This is a genomic window from Streptomyces sp. NPDC002306, from assembly GCF_053593435.1.
In genome coordinates, this window is sequence record NZ_JBSFCK010000005.1 from 378,420 (window position 1) to 395,933 (window position 17,514).

The window sequence follows — 17,514 nt, forward strand, 5'->3', positions numbered from 1 at the left end:
CCGAGCATGGCGATATGTCCTCACTCAGGGTGTCCACGCCCTGGTTCGACGAGACCGGCGGCGAGAGTTCCTGGCTCCCGGGGGCTTACTACCCCGGTGACAGTGGCGGGACCGCGCCGGATTCACACCGGCTTCCTCTTCTGCCTCCGTACATGGCTCCGGCAGTCCACCACGGGCCCGGAAGGGCCGTCAACTTGCTGTTGACCTGCAACGGAGGAGTGTGTGCAGCCCCACACGGGCGACGGGTGCCGCCCCGTGTGAAGGCGGTGGAACGTGGGGAGGGGCGGCAGGAACCGGTGGGTTCCTGCCGCCCCTTGGGCGACGGCGCGCGTGTGAGCGCGGGTCAGGCGACGATCAGATAGATCCCGTAGGCCACCGCGGCGGTGCAGGCCGCGAAGCAGGCGTAGGCGCCGGTCACGGCCAGCGCGGCGGAACCGCCCCGCGCGGACGCCCGTTCCTGGCGCGAGAGGCCCATGACGCCGAGGGTGAACAGGGCCACGAGGACCACGGTGACCACGAGGCTGACGCCGAACACGGAACCCAGGCTCGCCCAGTCGATGTTCATGGTGATGCTTCCTTCTTAACCGGGTGCGCGGGGAGTTCAGACGGTGGCGGCCGGCGGGGTCGCCGGGTCGGCGACGGACGCGGCGGTGGCCTGGGCGGGGAGGGACGCGGCGGGGGCGGGGATCGTGGCCGTGAGGTCCGTGCTCACCGTGCCCGCGGGAGGCGGGGTCACCGCGGCGATGGCGGTGGTCACGACACCGGCGGGCCGCTCCGGGGCGTTGACGTTGCTGTGGTCGACGACCTCGCGCCGGGAGAGCTTCCAGATCGCGGCGCTGGAGGCGATCAGGAAGACGGCGACGACGGCCGTGCCCCAGCCGCCGAGGTCCGTCACGGACTCGGCGAGGGCACCGACCAGCGCGGCGGCCGGCAGGGTCAGGGCCCAGGCGACGAACATGCGGGTCGCGGTGGACCAGCGCACGACGCCGCCCTTGCGGCCGAGGCCCGCGCCCATCACCGAACCGGAGACCGAGTGGGTGGTGGAGAGGGAGAAGCCGAGGTGGGAGGAGGCCAGGATGACCGTCGCGGCGCTGGTCTGGGCGGCGAAGCCCTGCTGCGGCTGAAGGTCGGTCAGGCCCTTGCCCATGGTGCGGATGATGCGCCAGCCGCCGAGGTAGGTGCCGAGCGCGATGGCGAGACCGGCGGAGAGGATGACCCAGACGGGCGGGTCCGAGTCGGGCGCGACGGCGCCGCCGGCGACCAGGGCGAGGGTGATGATGCCCATCGTCTTCTGCGCGTCGTTGGTGCCGTGGGCCAGCGAGACCAGGCCGGCCGAGGCGATCTGGCCCGCGCGGTAGCCCTTCGCGGCGGCCTTGCCGTCGGCCTTCCTGCCCAGCGTGTACGACAGGCGGGTGGCGAGCAGCGCGGCCGCGCCGGCGACGATCGGGGCCGCGACGGCCGGGATCAGGACCTTGGTGACGAGCGCGTCGCCGTGGACGGCCCCGGTGCCCGCGGAGGCGATGGTGGCACCGATCAGACCGCCCATCAGGGCGTGCGAGGAACTGGAGGGCAGGCCCACCAGCCAGGTCAGCAGGTTCCAGAGGATCGCGCCGACCAGGGCCGCGAAGATGACCTCGGGACGGATGCCGGTCTCGTCGACGAGACCCTTGGAGATCGTGTTGGCGACCTCCACGGAGAGGAACGCGCCCACGAGGTTGAGCGTGGCGGACATGGCCACCGCGATCTTGGGCTTGAGCGCACCGGTCGAGATGGTCGTGGCCATCGCGTTGGCGGTGTCATGAAAACCGTTCGTGAAATCAAACGCGAGTGCGGTTACCACCACAATCGCGAGGATCAGCGAGAAGTTTTCCATTTACCCAGGCAATCTTTCGAAGTCATTGGCTGGACGAACGTAGGTAACCTGGATGAACGGAAGATGAACTAGGGCGGGCGTCAAGGTGTCGCGGGCGGAGGGTTGTCGCCCCTTTCGGGAGTGACGGCCCGGACCTGGCAGGGCTAGCGGCCCCGGGCGAACGCCTTCAGGCGGCCCGGCGAGCCGTTGAAGAGATTCTGGTCACCCGGCAGGCTGCCGCCGTTGTCGTACTGCCAGAAGGTCCACGACGACCATCCGGCGGGCAGCGCGCCGGCGTCCGCCGAGCCGTGCCGGGCGATCCACAGCGCGTGGTCGGCGGCGAAGGCGCGGCTGCCGCCCGTGCAGGTGTTCCACCAGCGGGTGGTCGTGTAGATCACCGGACGGCGGCCGGTGAGGCGCTTCACCTCGTCGCTGAACGACCGGATCCAGTCGACCATGCCCGCCCTGCTCAGGCCGTAGCACCGGTGCTCGCCGTCGTACGGGTTGTACTCGATGTCGAGCGCGGGCGGCAGCGTCCCGCCGTCCGGGGTCCAGCCGCCGCCGTTGCGCACGAAGTACGCGGCCTGCGCCGTGCCCGACGACTGGTCCGGCAGCGCGAAGTGGTACGCCCCGCGGAGCAGTCCCGCGCCGCGCGCCCCCCGGTACTGCCGGTCGAAGTAGGGGTTGCGGTAACCGGTGGACTCGGTCGCCTTGACGTAGACGAACGCCGCGCCCTTGGCCCGCGCGTCCCGCCAGTCGACGTCCCTCTGGTGCGACGAGACGTCGTGCCCCTTGGGCCGGGCCGCCGCCGAGGCCGGCGCCCCGGCGAGCGCGCTCCCGAAGGTGAGAGCCGCCACCGACGCCGCGATCACGCGGGCGCGGCGGCGGGACGGTGTGCGATCACGGGCCATGCTTCCCCCCGGAATGGCGACGCGTACGGCAAATCCCCCAGAGGCTACTCGAAGATCCACGCATGCTCGTCGATCCCCGGCCAAGGTGCTGGAGAAGGTGATGTATACGGATATGCGGCCTTACGGAGTCTCAACTACCGCTCTACGGTGCCCCGGGCCGGACAGCGTGCCGCACCGCTGCCTGGCAGGATCGCGGCATGGCTGAGCGACGGCACGACGAACGGGACGAACGGGATGAACGGGGCGCCCGGGAGGGTGCGCAGGGTGTGCGCGAGGGCGTGGGAGGCGTGGCGGAGGCGCGGGGGAGCGGGGTGTCCGAGGAGGAGGCGCGCGCGTGGGCCGCGCTCGTCGCGACCGCCCGCCGGACCGTGTCCGACGGACTGGTGGTCGGCACCTCCGGCAATGTCTCGACGCGTGTCGGGGACACCGTGCTGGTCACGCCGTCGGGTGTGCCGTACGACCGGCTGACGCCGGACGACATCACCGGAGTCACCCTCGACGGCCGGCAGGTGCTCGGCACCCTCGTCCCGACCAGCGAGCTGCCCATGCACCTCGCCGTCCACCGCACCACCGACGCCCGCGCCGTCGTGCACACCCACGCCGTGCACGCCACGGCCGTCTCCACGCTCGTCCCCGAGCTCCCGGCGATCCACTACATGACCGGCGCCCTCGGCGGCCCCGTCCGGGTCGCCCCTTACGCGCCGTACGGCTCCGAGCAGTTGGCCGAGAACGTGCGCGTCGCCCTGGCCGACCGCACCGGCTGCCTCCTCCAGAACCACGGCACCCTCACTTACGGCGCCACCCTCGACCAGGCCTACGACCGCACGGCACAGCTGGAGTGGATGTGCCGGCTGTGGCTGACGGCGTCCTCGGTACCGGGCCTGACCCCGAACCTGCTGTCGGCCGGCCAACTGGCGGAGGCGGCGAACCGGCTCCGCGAGTACGGCCAACGCCCCTGACCCCCGGGTGAGGGACCTCGCACCTGCGATCCCTCCGCCTGCGATCCCCTCTGTCTGCGACCCCACTGCCCGCGCCCTCGCCGCCGCGGGTCCCGTGGCCGTCGTCCGTCTCGTCCGGCGTTCCGTCCCGCTCTGCCCGCGTTCCGCCCTGCCCGCGTGCCCCGTCACCCCCTCCCCGCCTCCCGCTGGCCGGTCGAGCGGTCCGCCACGACACTGGTCTGGTGCGCCCTGTCAAAGCGACGGCTGCTGCCGTCACCGCAGTGGTAGGGGCCGGTGCCGCCGCGGTGGCCGCCGGCCGGCTCGCCAGCGACGCCGCTCTCAAGGCGCCGGCCGGCCGCCCCCTGCCCACCGAACCCAGGCTCACCGTCCACGGCACGGCCGCCGGGCAGATCACCCTCACCAGGGATCTGGCCTCGCTGCGGCCCGGCACCTACGGCCTCGCCGGTAACGGCTCCCACGCCGTAGTCGGCCCCGTCCTGGCCGGCGCCCCGCACTCCGCCGACACCGTCGTCCGCCGCCTGGAGCGCGTCACCCACGGCACCCTGGAGCCGGGCGACAAGGCGTGGCTCACCCCGAACGTCCACGTCGGCAACCCGAGCGCCGCCCTCGGCCTGGACCACGCCGACATCGACATCCCGGGCGAACTCGGTTCCCTCCCGGCATGGTTCGTCCCCGCCACCCGCGACACCTGGGTGATCGCGGTGCACGGCCTCGGCACCACCCGGGAACTCGCCATGAACGTCATGGATTTCCTGCACGGCCTGCGCCTGCCGGTGCTCGCCCTCGCCTACCGCGGCGACCTCGGCGCACCCCGCTCGCCGGACGGCCTGAACCACCTCGGCGAGTCCGAGTGGCGCGACCTGGACGCGGCGATCCGCTACGCCGTGCGCTACGGCGCCGAACGCGTCGTCCTCCTCGGCTGGTCCATCGGCGCCACCATGGCGCTGCGGGCCGCCGCGCACTCGGGACTGCGCGACCGCATCTCGGGGCTCGTCCTGGACTCCCCGGTCCTCAGCTGGGAGACCACGCTGCGGGCTCTCGCCGCGGCCCGCGGCACTCCGGGCGCGCTGCTGCCGCTGGCCGTCCGCGCGGCCCAGGGCCGCACCGGTATGAACAGCGATCACGACGACGAGCCCGCCGACCCCGGCCTGCTCCAGGTGCCGACCATGATCTTCCACGGCCCGGACGACACCGTGGCCCCCTGGAACCTCTCGCGCCGCCTGGCCCGCCGCCGTCCCGATCTGGTCGGTCTCCAGACCGTCCCGCGCGCCCCGCACGGCGCCATGTGGAACCCCGACCCGGCCGCCTACGAGGAAGCGCTGCGGCGCTTCCTGATCCCCCTGATGTGACCGGTTCGCGCACCGGCCACCGACCGGTCGACCTGCTTCCGTTTAATGCCGTACCACTGGCCTGAACGCACCTGTCAGCCTCTCTCCCGAGCCCATGCGTTGGCCAGTCCCGTCGCCCGCCGTGACGTTCCGTTTGGGTTTTCGGACGGTCAACCGGAAGACTGCACCTGTGACGTCCCGTATCCCGCGCGACTCCAGGCTTCGACTCGTCCGCCCCCGACCCCTGGCCGCCGCCCCCAGAGCTGTGAACCAGCGGCGCTCGCGCCGCCCCGCACCCCGACCTCCGGAGGGCACGCCGGCCCCCGCGGAACTGGCCAGAATGGCTCGCTCCGGTCTGGCTCCGGCGGCCCGTGTCGCCCGCTGGGCCGACACCGCCCTCGGCCCCGGCCGCGACGGCGCGACCGCCGACGGCAAGGCCACCCTCACCGACGCGACCGCCGAACGGGCGGCCCTGGATCTCGGTCTGACCGCGGATCAGGTCCGCGCCGACTGGGACACCGCCCGCCTGGCCGGACTCGTCGAGGTGCACGGCGACAGCGCCCGCCCCGGCTGGCGGCTGCGCGCCTGGGACCGGGACGACAGCGCCGTACTGCGCGGCTGGGTCGCCCTCTTCGACGCCTGGTCGCTCGCGTCCCCGGAATCCGCGGACCACGAGCCCTCGACCGTCGCCGAGGTCGTCTCTGGCATGCCCCAGGTGCTCTCCTTCCTCCAGCTGTCGGCCGGGCCCGTCCCCGTGGCCCAGCTCCTCGACCTGCTCGCCCAGCGGGTCACCGAGCTGCGCACCGAACGCTGCGAGATCCCCTACGGCCCCCACGCCGTGCCCAGCGCCGCCGTGTCCGCCCTGGCCGCCGCCGCGGCCGCGCCCGCCGCCGACGCCGCGGCGGAGCCCGCCCGGGAAGCCGAGCTGGCGCCGCTCCTCGAGTGGGCCCTGCACGCCCTCGCCTCCGTCGGCGCCCTCACCTACGGCGACGGACAGGCCACCCTCACCCCACTGGGCAGCTGGGCGGTCTGGGTCAAGCTGGAGCAGATCTGCGTCGCCGCGCAGAGCCCCGCCGGGAACATCGAGCAGGCCGCCGAGGACATGCTGCGCGGCTGCGCCCAGCTGCGCCCCAACGCGGCCCGCGCCGAGTACCGCGCCTGGCTCGCCGCCCGCCCCGTCGGCCGCGCCGTCACCGACCTGCTGGCCGCCGCCCGCGGTGAGGACGCCCTGCTGCGCGGCCTCGCCTTCGAAGCGCTGCGCGTCGTCGGCGCCCCCGCCGAGCACGACGTCCACTCGGTCGTCGACGAGCCGGCGCTGCGGCCCTACGCCCTGCTGTGGCTCGCCGAGCACGACGGCATCGACCCCGAGGACGCGCACGAGGTGCTCACCCGGGAAGAGGCCACCTGGCTGTGGGTCGACACCGCAGCCGCCGTCGCCGACCACGGCGAGGCCCCGATGCTCGTCCGGCACCTGGAGTCCGCGCTCCAGCCCACCGTCCCCCAGCTGCTCGACGAGGTCCGCGCCGTCGGTCACCCGCGCACCGTGCAGGTCCTCGTCGCACTCGCCGCCGCCCACCCCGACCCGGCCCTGGCCAAGGCCGTCCGCCGGGCGGCCTTCCAGGTGCACACCGGGGGGAACTGACCGGCCGGGCGCCGGCCCGGGCTCAGCCCTGTATCTCGGGGGCGTACGTGCCGAAGCTCCAGAGGTTGCCCTCGACGTCCCGGGCCAGGTAGTCCCGCGAGCCGTAGTCCTGGTCGGTCGGGGGCGTCAGGATCTCGGCGCCGTGCTCCACGGCGCGCTGGTGGTGTGCGTCGACGTCGTCCACGACGACGTACACCCCCACCGGCCCCGCGCCCTCCATCGCCGTGTCGAAGACGCCTCCGCGGCCCTTGGAGCCGACCATCACCGCGCCGTTGCCCTGCACCAGCTCGGCGTGCATCACCGAGCCGTCCTCGCCCTCGTACACGGACAGCTCCATGAACCCGAAGGCCTCCGTGAGCTGGCGGATGGCCGCCATCGCGTCCGCGTACAGCACCGTCGGATAGATGCTGGGGCGCCCCCCACTCGTGTCCGCCATACCGACCACCCCTTCGTGATCACCGCCCGGAATTCCACCTGCCGCCCAGTCTGGCAGCGACCACTGACAACGGGCCCGCACCTCACCGGAAGGTGTTGCACCGGCCCATGTCGCCGGTCCGGTACCCCTCGTAGAACCACTCCTGACGCTGCTGCGCGGACCCGTGCGTCCAGGTCTCCGGCGTCACCCGACCCTGGAACTTCTCCTGGATCCGGTCGTCGCCCACGGCCGCCGCCGCGTCGAGGCCGTCGCGGATGTCGGCGTCCGTGAGGCTGGTGATCAGCGGCCGCCCGGTCGACTCGTCCTTCGTGGTGGTCGCGTGGCGCGCCCACACCCCGGCGTAGCAGTCCGCCTGGAGCTCCACCCGCACCGCGTTGCTGCCCGCCCCCGTGCGCCCGTCCTGGGACCGGCCGAGCGTGCCCATCAGCTCCTGCACGTGATGCCCGTACTCGTGCGCGACCACGTAGGCCTGCGCGAACGGTCCGCCGCTGGAGCCGAACTTCGTCCGCAGATCGTTGAAGAACCCCAGGTCCAGATAGACCTTCCGGTCACGCGGGCAGTAGAACGGGCCGACCGCCGAGGTCGCCGTGCCGCACGCGGTGGCGATCTGGCCGCTGAAGAAGACGGTGGACGCGCGGGTGTACGTGCCGCCACGGCGCTGGAACTCCTGGTCCCAGAAGTCCTGCACGCTGTTGACCACCGCCACCATCCGGCAGTCGTCCTTGGCGTTCGCGTCCTGCCCGGTACGGCAGCTCTGCTGGACCTGGGCCAGCGAGGACGAGGTGGCGGCCGGTTCGTCTCCCGACGACAGACCGAGCTGGTCGGGGCCGACCCCGAAGAACAGGCCCAGGAGCAGCGCGATCAACCCGGCGATACCGCCGCCGACGGTCGCCCGGCCGCCGGGGATCCGGCTGCCGCGCACGTCCTGCACCTCGGAGGTGTCCAGTCGGGCGTCGTCGTCGAACTGCATGGGCGCACCACCTCCGCACGCGTCGTCCCCCAGGCGCCATCCTCGCCCCATGACCCGCTCGGGGCACCCTGGGCGGGACGTCCCGGACGGGCGGCCCACCTCCACGACGCCGGGCCGCGTCCCCGCGCCACGCAGAAAAAGTGCTTGCACGACCCCGTTAGACTGATGTCTATGGCCATTCTCCTCGCGCATTAGACGGCGGGAACGTCCTCAGCCGCCCACCCGAACCCTCCCGCCCTGGAGTCTGTCCGTGATCTCCGCCTCCGGTATCGAGCTGCGCGCCGGTGCCCGCATCCTCATCGAGTCCGCCACCTTCCGCATCGCCAAGGGCGACCGGGTCGGCCTGGTCGGCCGCAACGGCGCGGGCAAGACGACGCTCACCAAGGTCCTGGCGGGCGAGGGCATGCCCGCCGCCGGCGCCGTCACCCGCTCCGGCGAGGTCGGCTACCTGCCGCAGGACCCGCGCACCGGCGACCTCGACATACTGGCCCGCGACCGCATCCTCTCCGCGCGCGGACTGGACACCCTGATCCGCAAGATGCGCGAGAACGAGCAGCGCATCGCCAACGGCGCGGGCGCCACCCGCGACAAGGCCCTGCGGCAGTACGAACGCCAGGAGACGGAGTTCCTCACCAAGGGCGGGTACGCCGCCGAGGCCGAGGCCGCCACCATCGCCGCCGCGCTCAACCTCCCCGACCGGGTGCTCGGCCAGCCGCTGCACACCCTCTCGGGTGGTCAGCGCCGCCGTATCGAGCTGGCCCGGATCCTGTTCTCGGACGCGGACACGCTGCTGCTCGACGAGCCGACCAACCACCTGGACGCCGACTCGATCATCTGGCTGCGCGACTACCTGAAGACCTACCGCGGCGGCTTCATCGTGATCTCCCACGATGTCGACCTCGTCGAGACGGTCGTCAACAAGGTCTTCTATCTGGACGCCAACCGCGCCCAGATCGACGTCTACAACATGGGCTGGAAGCTCTACCAGCAGCAGCGCGAGGCCGACGAGAAGCGCCGCAAGCGCGAGCGGCAGAACGCCGAGAAGAAGGCCGCCGCCCTGCACTCGCAGGCCGACAAGATGCGCGCCAAGGCCACCAAGACCGTCGCCGCGCAGAACATGGCCAAGCGCGCCGACAAGCTGCTCTCGGGTCTGGAGGCGGTGCGTCAGCAGGACAAGGTCGCCAAGCTGCGCTTCCCCGAGCCCGCTCCGTGCGGCAGGACCCCGCTGACGGCGGAGGGGCTGTCGAAGTCGTACGGCTCCCTGGAGATCTTCACGGACGTCGACCTGGCCATCGACAAGGGCTCGCGCGTCGTCATCCTCGGTCTGAACGGCGCCGGCAAGACGACCCTCCTCAGGCTGCTCGGCGGCGTCGAGACGCCCGACACCGGTGAGGTCGTCGAGGGCCACGGCCTCAAGCTCGGGTACTACGCGCAGGAGCACGAGACCCTCGACCCGGAGCGCACGGTCCTGGAGAACATGCGCTCCGCCGCCCCCGACCTCGACCTCGTCGAGGTGCGCAAGACGCTGGGTTCCTTCCTGTTCTCCGGCGACGACGTGGACAAGCCGGCCGGTGTCCTCTCCGGCGGCGAGAAGACCCGTCTCGCCCTCGCCACCCTCGTGGTGTCGTCGGCGAACGTCCTGCTGCTCGACGAGCCGACCAACAACCTCGACCCCGCCAGCCGCGAGGAGATCCTCGGCGCGCTGCGCACCTACAAGGGCGCCGTCGTTCTGGTCACCCACGACGAGGGCGCGGTCGAGGCGCTCCAGCCGGAGCGGATCATCCTGCTGCCGGACGGCGTCGAGGACCTGTGGGGCGCGGACTACGCGGATCTCGTCGCCCTGGCTTGATCGAATGTCTGATCCACAGCGTATGGATCATTCGGCCGATCCGTGATCCATCATCTGAGTGAGATCTCCTCGTATCGAGGTGTGTCCTACACGCATTCAGCGGCCGATCCTTTTGTCGACAAGGGATCGGCCGTCGTGCGTCCCTGACCAGGCACTTCGCAAAACAACCCGTTCGGCCGTACGAACACCACTCGCCGGAATTACAGATTCCGTATGTGGGGATGCGCTCCTGTCGTCACAAGCCTGTCGTACGGACCTTGCCGAATGGGTGGCCATGAAGCCCCGGAGGGGTGATCATGAGGGGACCAGAGCGCACTTCCCATGAGGAGGCACGGGTGGCCGAGACTCTGAAGAAGGGCAGCCGGGTAACCGGCGCCGCGCGCGACAAGCTCGCGGCAGACCTGAAGAAGAAGTACGACTCCGGTGCGAGCATCCGGGCACTGGCCGAGGAAACCGGCCGCTCGTATGGCTTCGTCCACCGGATGCTCAGCGAGTCGGGCGTCACGCTTCGTGGGCGTGGTGGGGCGACAAGGGGCAAGAAGGCTGCTTCGTCCTGACCCGGGCGGCCCATCGGCTTCGATGGTGGCCACCCGGTCGGTCGGCTGATCGACCGGGTGGTTACTGTGCAGTCACTTAGCTGCCGTTCCACGGCATCCAGGATGACCGCACTTCATCGGAGGCGCCCCATGGCTTCGCCCGACAAGAAACTCGCTCCCCTGCTCGACAAGGACGGCGTACGGCTCACCGTGGACGACGCGATCGCCACGGTGACGCTGGTCAACCCGGCCAAGCGCAACGCGCAGAGCCCCGCCATGTGGCGCGCGCTCGCCGAGGCCGGGCGGCTGCTGCCGGGCACCGTCCGTGTGGTCGTGCTGCGCGGTGAGGGCAAGTCCTTCTCCGCCGGGCTCGACCGGCAGATGTTCACGCCGGAGGGCATCGAGGGCGAGCCGTCCTTCGTGGACCTCGCGCGTGGCGACGACGCCGAGATCGACGCCGCCATCGCCGGGTTCCAGGAGGGCTTCACCTGGTGGCGGCGCCACGACATCGTGTCCATCGCCGCCGTGCAGGGACACGCCATCGGCGCCGGCTTCCAGCTCGCGCTCGCCTGTGACGTGCGCGTCGTCGCCGACGACGTGCAGTTCGCCATGCGCGAGACCGGCCTGGGGCTCGTCCCGGACCTCACGGGCACGCATCCGCTGGTGTCGCTGGTCGGCTACGGCCGCGCGGTCGAGATCTGCCTGACCGGCAGGTTCGTCCTGGCCGAGGAGGCCGTCAGCTCCGGGCTCGCCAACATCTCGGTCCCGGTGGCGGACCTCGACGCCACGGTGCGGGACCTCATCGTGGCGATCCTCGCCGCGCCCCGGGACGCGGTGATCGAGACCAAGGCCCTGCTGCGCGGCGCCGGGGACCGTACGTACGACGAACAGCGTGCCGCGGAGCGCGCCGCCCAGGCCCGCCGCCTGCGCGACCTGGCCGGCGTCGGCGAGTAGACCCCGCCGTCGAGTGAGGCTCGGGCGGGGTCGGGGCGCGCCGGGCATCGGCAGGGCGCCTCAGCCGATCGCGGTCACGACCACCGTCACCGCCGGGAGATCCGGCAGCACCCCGCCCACCGCCCCGCGCACCGCGCGAGCCACGTCCAGCGCCCGGTGCCCCCCGCGCACCGCGATCTCCACGCGCGCGTGGCGGCGGGGCGGCGCGGCCTCGCCCCGGCGTTCCCCGAGGTGCACCGGCCGGCCGCCGAGCGCGGCGGTCAGCCGGTCCACCCCCGTGACCGAGAGCGCGGCCGCGGCGGCCCGGGCCTCCTCGCGGCCCGCGTCCTGCCCGGCCGGCGACGGCTCCCGCCCGGCCGACGGTGACTCCCGGCCGGGAGCCGACGATGCCTCGGGCTCCTCGTCCGGCGGATCCGCCTCCAGCAGGCCCGTCACCCGCAGGTCCACCTCGGTGACCGGCAGACCCACCCCCTCCGCCGCCGCCGAGGCCAGCGCCGCCCGCAGCAGGGAGGCCGTGCCCGGCAGTGGCCTGGACGCCGTCGCCGCGAAGTCCGCGGTGACGCGCAGCGGTCCGGTCGGCAGCGCGCCCGGCGGCGGTACGACGTCGCCCGCCACGCCCATCTCGTCCGTCTCGTCGGTCTCGCCCGCCTCGCCCATCTCGTCCGTCTCGCCCGCGTCGGTGTCCGCCTCCGCCGGAGGTACCGACTCCGCCAGGGCGATCCGGAGCGCGCCGAGGCGCACCCCCGGCACGCCGTGCGCGGCGCGCCGTAGCACCGCCGCGGCCGCCCGTTCCGTGATCCACGCGCCGTCGGCCCGGCCGCCCAGCGGCAGCAGCCTGCCCAGATCCAGCTGATCCCGTACCGCCCGCGCCCACCGGTCCGCCGTCATTGCTCCAGCCTGCCCCATCACCGGGGCGGCGGCGGGCCACCGCACTTACGGTGGGGGAATGACCACGACCGGAGACGACCGGAAGGGACGTGCGGCGATGACCGACATGACGGAGCCGAACCGGACGCAGTATCCCGAGGGTGGGGCGGAGCCGTCGGTCCAGACCCGCAAGGCCACCCGGCGCGGCGGCGGAGACCCGGCCACCCGGGGGCGCACCACGATCGCCGACGGCGTCGTGGAGAAGATCGCCGGGCTGGCGGCGCGTGACGTGCTCGGTGTGCACGCCATGGGCAGCGGCCTGAGCCGCACCCTCGGCGCCGTGCGGGACCGGGTGCCCGGCGGGGCGAAGTCGGTGACCCGCGGGGTCAAGGCCGAGGTCGGCGAACTCCAGACGGCGCTGGACCTGGAGATCGTCGTCGACTACGGCGTGTCGATCGCCGACGTGGCGAAGGCCGTACGGGAGAACGTCATCGCGGCGGTGGAGCGCATGACGGGCCTGGAGGTCGTCGAGGTCAACATCGCCGTCAGCGACGTCAAACTGCCCGAGGAAGAGGACGCCGAGGAGCCGGAGCCCCGGATCCAGTGAACCGGAAGCCCGAGCCGAGGAGCACCGTATGAGCATGGCCGTGGTCGGCATGATCGCCGGAATGGCGCTGGGGTTCGCCGGATACTTCGGCGGGTTCGGCGCGTTCCTGCTGGTGGCGGCGCTGGGCGCGATCGGGTTCGTCGTCGGCCGGTTCCTGGAGGGGGACCTGGAGCTCGGCGACTTCTTCCGCCCGCGCGACGACCGGCGGCGGTGACACCCGTGAACGACGCTCTCGCCGAGGGAGGCGGACGCCCCGCCGTCGTCCCGCCGGGCGAGCGCGGCGCGACCCGGATCGCCGACCGGGTCGTGGCCAAGACGGCCGCGCAGGCGGCCCGTGAGGCCGTCGGCCCGCTGCCCGTGGACGCCGTGCCCCCGCACGCCACCGTGGTCGTCCACCACGACACCGCCCGCGTCCGTGTCCATGTCGAACTCGGCTATCCCTGCGACATCGGCGCCCGCTGTCGCGAGGTGCGTCGACATGTCACCGAGCGGGTAGGCGCGTTGGTGGGAATGGAGGTGCCGGAAGTCGCCGTCCACGTGGAACGGCTGCACCCGACCCCGGCACCGGGCGCGGCACAGGGGAGGACGCGATGAGCGAGCCCCAGGGCTCCGAGGGCACCACACGACGACTACCGGTCATCGAGAGAGACGACACCGGCACCGACACCGGCACCGGACTGGGTCAGTCCGCCTCGGCGGCCGACTACGACCCCCCGCCCCCGCTGTCCGACGGCGCGGACGACGGCTCGGGGCACCGCTTCTGGTCCGCCCGCCGGATCCCCGCGGCCGTCGTCGCCGTCCTGCTCCTGGCCGTCACGGCGGCCTTCCTCTACGACGTCGCCGCCGTGCGCGCCCACCGGCCGGGTGGCCACTGGCGCCGGGCGCTGGCCCGGCAGCTCGCCGAGCGGCCTCTCGACGATCCCTGGGTACTGGTCGGCGCCGGCGTCGCCGCCGCCCTCGGCCTCTGGCTGCTGGTGCTGGCCGCCACTCCTGGCCTGCGGGCGGTCCTGCCGATGCGGCGCACCCGTCCCGACGTACGGGCGGGACTGCACCGGGACGCGGCGGCGCTGGTCCTGCGCGACCGGGCCATGGAGGTCGCGGGCGTGCAGTCGGTACGGGTGCGGGCGCGCCGCCGGCGGGCCGACGTCCGCGCGGTCTCCCACTTCCGCGCACTGGACGACGTCCGCGCGGACCTCGACGCCGTGCTCGCCGACACCATCAGGGGCCTGGGGCTCGCCCGGCCGCCCGCGCTGTCGGTGCACGTACGGCGACCGGGACGGAAGGGGTGAGCACGGTGCTCAGGACCGTCAACCGGATGCTGATCGCGATCGTCGGCCTCGTCCTGGTGCTGCTCGGCGGCTCGGTGCTCGCCGTCGGCCTGGGCGCTCCGCCGCCCTCCTGGTGGATCCACCGCGGCCCCCACGACGTCCTGCTGACCGCGGCCGAACGCACCCACTGGCGCGGCCACGGCTGGTGGTGGCCGGCCGTGCTCGCCGCGCTCGCCGTCCTCGTCCTGCTCGCCCTGGGGTGGCTGGTCGCGGTGTTCCGCCGCCGTCGGCTCGCCGAGGTCCTCGTCGACACCGGCGACGGCGAGGGCGCGCTGCTGCGGGGGCGGGCACTGGAAGGGGTGCTGGCCGCCGAGGCGGGGAACCTGGACGGCGTCCAGCACGCCCAGGTGCTGCTGACCGGCCGGCGCGGTGCCCCCGCGGCCCGCGTGCGCCTGCTGCTGGAGCCGCACGTGGACCCGGGGACCGTGCTGGACCGGCTCACCGCCGAGGCCCTCACCCACGCGCGCCGATCCGCGGGGCTCGCGGCGCTCCCGGCCGAGGTGCGCCTGCGCGCGGCCAGGCATCGTGCGGAACGGGTGAGCTGAGCGAGGCCGAGGGCGCCCCAGGTCGAGTGCGCGGGGTCGAGTGCGCGGGCCGCGTCACCGCGCGGCTCCGCGCCCGGCCGCGGCCGTCCGTCCCCCCGGCCGCGCCCGCCGCCCCCGGCTCAGAAGCCGTGCAGGGCTCCGCCGTCCACCGGCACCATGATCCCCGTCAGGTAGGACGCGGCCGGGGACAGCAGGAACGCCGCCGTCCGCCCGAACTCCTCCGGCTTCCCGTACCGGCGCAGCGCGATGCGGGACTCGTTCGCCGCCCGGGTCGCCGCCGGATCCGCCGAGTACCCGTCCAGCTCGCGTACGCGGTCCGTGTCGATGCGGGCCGGCAGCAGCCCGAGCACACGGATGCCGCGCGGCCCCAGTTCGTCGGAGAGGGACTTGGCGAAACCCGCCAGGCCGGGCCGCAGCCCGTTGGAGATGGTCAGCCCCGGGATCGGCTCGTACACCGAGCCGGACAGCACGAACCCGATGACGCCACCGGAGCCGAGCTCCGCGGCCGCCGCGCGGGCGAGCCGTACCGCGCCCAGGAACACCGACTCGAACGCCGTGCGCCACTGGTCGTCCGTGGCGTCGGCGACGAAGCCCGGCGGCGGGCCGCCGACGCTGACCAGGATGCCGTCGAAGCCGCCGAAGTGCTCGCGGGCGGCGGCGATCAGCCGGGCGGGCGCGTCCTCCTCGGCGTTGTCGACGGCCAGCCCGACCGCGTTCGGGCCCAGTTCGGCCGCCGCGTCGGCCACCCGCCGCTCGTCCCGCCCCGTCACGACCACCTTCGCGCCGTCGGCCACGAGCTCGCGCGCGGCGGCGCTGCCCAGGCCGCGCGTGGCCCCGGTGACGACGTACACCCGGTCCTTCAGTCCAAGATCCATGCCCCCTATCCTGCTACGTCGCCCCCGGACAGGGCGAGTGCCGTGTTCACCAGGCCGATGTGGCTGAACGCCTGCGGGAAGTTGCCGAGCTGGCGTCCGCTCTCCGGGTCGTACTCCTCGGCCAGCAGCCCCACGTCGTTCGTCAGGCTCACCAGCCGTTCGAAGAGCGCCCGGGCCTCCTCGGTGCGGCCCGTCAGGTGCAGCGCGTCCGCGAGCCAGAACGAGCAGGCCAGGAAGGCGCCTTCACCGCCCGGCAGCCCGTCGACGGGCGTCTCGTCGGTGTCGTAGCGGCGCACGAAGCCGCCGTGGCCCAGCTCCGCGCGCACCGCGTCCACCGTGCCGATCACCCGGGGGTCGTCGGGCGGCAGGAAGCCGAAGCGCGGGATGAGCAGCAGGGCGGCGTCGAGTTCGCGTGAGCCGTAGTACTGCGTGAAGGTGTTGCGTCGCGGGTCGTAGCCCTGTTCGCACACCTCCTGGTGGACCTCGTCGCGCAGCGCGCGCCAGGCCTTCAGGTCGCCCGGCAGCTGCGGGTACTCCTCCAGGGTGCGCACCGCGCGGTCGGCGGCCACCCACACCAGCACCTTCGAGTGCACGAAGTGACGGCGGCCGCCGCGCACCTCCCACAAACCCTCGTCCGGTTGACGCCACGCCGACTCCAGGTACTGCATCAGGGCGCCCTGCATCGACCACATGTGCGGCTTGGCCGACAGGCCCGAACGCCGGGCCAGATACAGCGAGTCCATGACCTCGCCGTAGACGTCCAGCTGGAGCTGGTTCACGGCGCCGTTGCCGATCCGTACGGGTGCCGAGTCGGTGTATCCGGTGAGCCACGGCAGCTCGCACTCCGGCAGGCGCCGCTCGCCGGCCAGGCCGTACATGATCTGGAGCTCCGCCGGATCGCCCGCGACCGCGCGCAGCAGCCAGTCCCGCCAGGCCTCGGCCTCCTTGTGGTAGCCCGCCGACAGCAGGGCGCCCAGCGTGAGGGTGGAGTCGCGCAGCCAGCAGTACCGGTAGTCCCAGTTGCGCACTCCGCCCAGCTGCTCCGGCAGCGAGGTGGTGGCCGCGGCGACGATGCCGCCGGTGGGGGCGTAGCTGAGGGCCTTGAGGGTGATCAGGGAGCGCACGACGGCGTCCCGGTAGGGGCCGTCGTAGGTGCAGTGGCTCACCCACTTCCGCCAGTCGACGACACTGGCGCTCAGCGCCGCGTACGGGTCGATCCGGGCCGGGCGCGGCTCGTGGGAGGGGTGCCAGGTGAGGATGAACGCGACCCGCTCGCCCTCGGCGACGGTGAACTCCGAGTGCGTGCCGAAGTCCTCGCCCCAGGTGCGCACCGAGGGTTCGCTGCGCAGCCAGACCGAGTCCGGTCCGGCGACGGCGACCCGGTGGCCGTCGGCTCTGCGCATCCACGGGACGATCGAGCCGTAGTCGAAGCGGAGCCGGACGGTACTGCGTACGGTGACCCGGCCGCTGACGCACTCCACGATGCGCACCAGGTCGGGTGCCTTCTCCCGTTGGGGCATCAGGTCGGTGACGCGGATCGTGCCCTCGTCCGTGTCCCACTCGGTGTCGAGGACGAGGGTGTCGGGCCGGTAGGCGCGGCGGGTGCAGGGGCCCTGCGCGCCCTTGGGAGCGATCCTCCAGTGGCCGTTGTCCTCGCTGCCCAGCAGCTTGGCGAAGCAGGCCCCCGAGTCGAAGCGGGGGAAGCACAGCCAGTCGACGGAGCCGTCCCGGCCGACCAGGGCGGCGGTCTGTTCGTCGCCGATGAGGGCGTAGTCCTCGATACGGGGGTACACGCCTTCCCGGTTCCCGGTGGACCGGCGGGGCAATCAGCGCATGCGGCCGGGTGGGTTAGGGG

Annotated in this window: 19 protein-coding genes and 1 riboswitch; of the genes, 11 read left to right on the top strand and 8 right to left on the bottom strand. The window is 73.1% G+C overall.

All coding sequences use genetic code 11. From position 1 onward, the window contains the following. Positions 1 to 45: 45 nt before the first annotated feature. Positions 46 to 186: riboswitch (cobalamin riboswitch) on the bottom strand. Positions 187 to 343: 157 nt separating this feature from the next. From ACWCQK_RS13710 to ACWCQK_RS13720, 3 genes are all read right to left on the bottom strand, one after another. Beyond that, positions 344 to 565 (bottom strand): hypothetical protein, encoded by a 222-nt coding sequence (locus tag ACWCQK_RS13710; protein ID WP_451155268.1) that lies wholly within the window; start codon positions 563 to 565, stop codon positions 344 to 346. 36 nt (positions 566 to 601) lie between these two features. Then, positions 602 to 1,873: an anion permease gene (locus ACWCQK_RS13715; RefSeq protein ID WP_451155270.1), complete on the bottom strand. Its 1,272-nt coding sequence runs from the start codon at positions 1,871 to 1,873 to the stop codon at positions 602 to 604. Between the two features lie 143 nt (positions 1,874 to 2,016). Then, a complete protein-coding gene (locus ACWCQK_RS13720) occupies positions 2,017 to 2,763 on the bottom strand; it encodes a lysozyme (protein WP_451155272.1) in 747 nt (248 codons plus the stop codon). 197 nt (positions 2,764 to 2,960) lie between these two features. Between ACWCQK_RS13720 and ACWCQK_RS13725 the strand changes: the two genes are divergently transcribed. From ACWCQK_RS13725 to ACWCQK_RS13735, 3 genes are all read left to right on the top strand, one after another. Continuing rightward, positions 2,961 to 3,722: a class II aldolase/adducin family protein gene (locus ACWCQK_RS13725; RefSeq protein WP_451155274.1), complete on the top strand. Its 762-nt coding sequence runs from the start codon at positions 2,961 to 2,963 to the stop codon at positions 3,720 to 3,722. A gap of 221 nt (positions 3,723 to 3,943) precedes the next feature. After that, positions 3,944 to 5,071 carry an alpha/beta hydrolase gene (locus tag ACWCQK_RS13730; protein ID WP_451155276.1) on the top strand — a complete coding sequence of 376 codons (1,128 nt, stop codon included), beginning with the start codon at positions 3,944 to 3,946 and terminating at the stop codon, positions 5,069 to 5,071. Between the two features lie 169 nt (positions 5,072 to 5,240). After that, on the top strand, positions 5,241 to 6,692 hold the full coding sequence (locus tag ACWCQK_RS13735) for a hypothetical protein (RefSeq protein WP_451155278.1): 1,452 nt from the start codon (positions 5,241 to 5,243) through the stop codon (positions 6,690 to 6,692). Between the two features lie 22 nt (positions 6,693 to 6,714). On the opposite strand, the gene ACWCQK_RS13740 is transcribed toward ACWCQK_RS13735, so the two are convergent. Further along, on the bottom strand, positions 6,715 to 7,128 hold the full coding sequence (locus tag ACWCQK_RS13740; protein WP_451155280.1) for a VOC family protein: 414 nt from the start codon (positions 7,126 to 7,128) through the stop codon (positions 6,715 to 6,717). A gap of 82 nt (positions 7,129 to 7,210) precedes the next feature. Continuing rightward, on the bottom strand, positions 7,211 to 8,098 hold the full coding sequence (gene ypfJ, locus ACWCQK_RS13745; RefSeq protein WP_451155282.1) for a KPN_02809 family neutral zinc metallopeptidase: 888 nt from the start codon (positions 8,096 to 8,098) through the stop codon (positions 7,211 to 7,213). 250 nt (positions 8,099 to 8,348) lie between these two features. On the opposite strand from ypfJ, the gene ACWCQK_RS13750 reads away from it, so the two are divergent. The 3 genes from ACWCQK_RS13750 (at position 8,349) to ACWCQK_RS13760 (ending at position 11,437) form a co-directional block, all read left to right on the top strand. Continuing rightward, positions 8,349 to 9,947, top strand: coding sequence for an ABC-F family ATP-binding cassette domain-containing protein (locus ACWCQK_RS13750; RefSeq protein WP_451155284.1), 1,599 nt, complete (start codon positions 8,349 to 8,351; stop codon positions 9,945 to 9,947). Positions 9,948 to 10,282: 335 nt separating this feature from the next. Then, entirely contained in the window at positions 10,283 to 10,504 is a 222-nt protein-coding gene (locus ACWCQK_RS13755) for a helix-turn-helix domain-containing protein (RefSeq protein ID WP_004002281.1), read from the top strand. A 129-nt stretch (positions 10,505 to 10,633) separates the two neighbouring features. After that, the gene (locus ACWCQK_RS13760) at positions 10,634 to 11,437 is read left to right on the top strand and encodes an enoyl-CoA hydratase/isomerase family protein (protein ID WP_451155286.1); all 804 of its coding nucleotides are present in this window, start codon (positions 10,634 to 10,636) and stop codon (positions 11,435 to 11,437) included. 60 nt (positions 11,438 to 11,497) lie between these two features. On the opposite strand, the gene ACWCQK_RS13765 is transcribed toward ACWCQK_RS13760, so the two are convergent. Further along, on the bottom strand, positions 11,498 to 12,325 hold the full coding sequence (locus ACWCQK_RS13765) for a nucleopolyhedrovirus P10 family protein (protein WP_451155288.1): 828 nt from the start codon (positions 12,323 to 12,325) through the stop codon (positions 11,498 to 11,500). 97 nt (positions 12,326 to 12,422) lie between these two features. Between ACWCQK_RS13765 and ACWCQK_RS13770 the strand changes: the two genes are divergently transcribed. Genes ACWCQK_RS13770 through amaP form a run of 5 tightly spaced genes read left to right on the top strand, consistent with a single transcriptional unit; the run spans position 12,423 to position 14,784 of the window. Continuing rightward, entirely contained in the window at positions 12,423 to 12,911 is a 489-nt protein-coding gene (locus ACWCQK_RS13770; protein WP_451155357.1) for an Asp23/Gls24 family envelope stress response protein, read from the top strand. A gap of 28 nt (positions 12,912 to 12,939) precedes the next feature. Continuing rightward, on the top strand, positions 12,940 to 13,125 hold the full coding sequence (locus tag ACWCQK_RS13775; RefSeq protein WP_451155290.1) for a hypothetical protein: 186 nt from the start codon (positions 12,940 to 12,942) through the stop codon (positions 13,123 to 13,125). A 5-nt stretch (positions 13,126 to 13,130) separates the two neighbouring features. Beyond that, positions 13,131 to 13,505 carry an Asp23/Gls24 family envelope stress response protein gene (locus ACWCQK_RS13780; protein ID WP_451155292.1) on the top strand — a complete coding sequence of 125 codons (375 nt, stop codon included), beginning with the start codon at positions 13,131 to 13,133 and terminating at the stop codon, positions 13,503 to 13,505. Next, positions 13,502 to 14,200, top strand: coding sequence for a DUF6286 domain-containing protein (locus ACWCQK_RS13785; protein WP_451155294.1), 699 nt, complete (start codon positions 13,502 to 13,504; stop codon positions 14,198 to 14,200). Before ACWCQK_RS13780 ends, ACWCQK_RS13785 begins: the two co-directional genes overlap by 4 nt. Then, complete coding sequence (gene amaP / locus ACWCQK_RS13790) at positions 14,197 to 14,784, top strand: alkaline shock response membrane anchor protein AmaP (protein WP_451155296.1); 588 nt, start codon at positions 14,197 to 14,199, stop codon at positions 14,782 to 14,784. The genes ACWCQK_RS13785 and amaP overlap by 4 nt, the downstream gene beginning before the upstream one ends. A gap of 119 nt (positions 14,785 to 14,903) precedes the next feature. Here amaP and ACWCQK_RS13795 read toward each other — a convergent pair whose 3' ends face one another. Together ACWCQK_RS13795 and ACWCQK_RS13800 are read right to left on the bottom strand one after the other, a co-directional pair. Next, positions 14,904 to 15,659 (bottom strand): SDR family oxidoreductase, encoded by a 756-nt coding sequence (locus ACWCQK_RS13795; RefSeq protein WP_451155298.1) that lies wholly within the window; start codon positions 15,657 to 15,659, stop codon positions 14,904 to 14,906. A 5-nt stretch (positions 15,660 to 15,664) separates the two neighbouring features. Beyond that, entirely contained in the window at positions 15,665 to 17,452 is a 1,788-nt protein-coding gene (locus ACWCQK_RS13800; RefSeq protein WP_451155300.1) for a glycoside hydrolase family 15 protein, read from the bottom strand. Positions 17,453 to 17,514: the final 62 nt, after the last annotated feature.

What these genes read in the sequence shown, in the direction of transcription:
- ACWCQK_RS13725 (WP_451155274.1), top strand. Translation starts at nt 2,961, where the DNA reads ATGGCTGAGCGACGGCACGACGAACGGGACGAACGGGATGAACGGGGC.
- ACWCQK_RS13795 (WP_451155298.1), bottom strand. Translation starts at nt 15,659, where the DNA reads ATGGATCTTGGACTGAAGGACCGGGTGTACGTCGTCACCGGGGCCACG.
- ACWCQK_RS13740 (WP_451155280.1), bottom strand. Translation starts at nt 7,128, where the DNA reads ATGGCGGACACGAGTGGGGGGCGCCCCAGCATCTATCCGACGGTGCTG.
- ACWCQK_RS13710 (WP_451155268.1), bottom strand. Translation starts at nt 565, where the DNA reads ATGAACATCGACTGGGCGAGCCTGGGTTCCGTGTTCGGCGTCAGCCTC.
- ypfJ (WP_451155282.1), bottom strand. Translation starts at nt 8,098, where the DNA reads ATGCAGTTCGACGACGACGCCCGACTGGACACCTCCGAGGTGCAGGAC.
- ACWCQK_RS13715 (WP_451155270.1), bottom strand. Translation starts at nt 1,873, where the DNA reads ATGGAAAACTTCTCGCTGATCCTCGCGATTGTGGTGGTAACCGCACTC.
- ACWCQK_RS13775 (WP_451155290.1), top strand. Translation starts at nt 12,940, where the DNA reads ATGAGCATGGCCGTGGTCGGCATGATCGCCGGAATGGCGCTGGGGTTC.
- ACWCQK_RS13770 (WP_451155357.1), top strand. Translation starts at nt 12,423, where the DNA reads ATGACCGACATGACGGAGCCGAACCGGACGCAGTATCCCGAGGGTGGG.
- ACWCQK_RS13760 (WP_451155286.1), top strand. Translation starts at nt 10,634, where the DNA reads ATGGCTTCGCCCGACAAGAAACTCGCTCCCCTGCTCGACAAGGACGGC.
- ACWCQK_RS13785 (WP_451155294.1), top strand. Translation starts at nt 13,502, where the DNA reads ATGAGCGAGCCCCAGGGCTCCGAGGGCACCACACGACGACTACCGGTC.
- ACWCQK_RS13720 (WP_451155272.1), bottom strand. Translation starts at nt 2,763, where the DNA reads ATGGCCCGTGATCGCACACCGTCCCGCCGCCGCGCCCGCGTGATCGCG.
- ACWCQK_RS13765 (WP_451155288.1), bottom strand. Translation starts at nt 12,325, where the DNA reads ATGACGGCGGACCGGTGGGCGCGGGCGGTACGGGATCAGCTGGATCTG.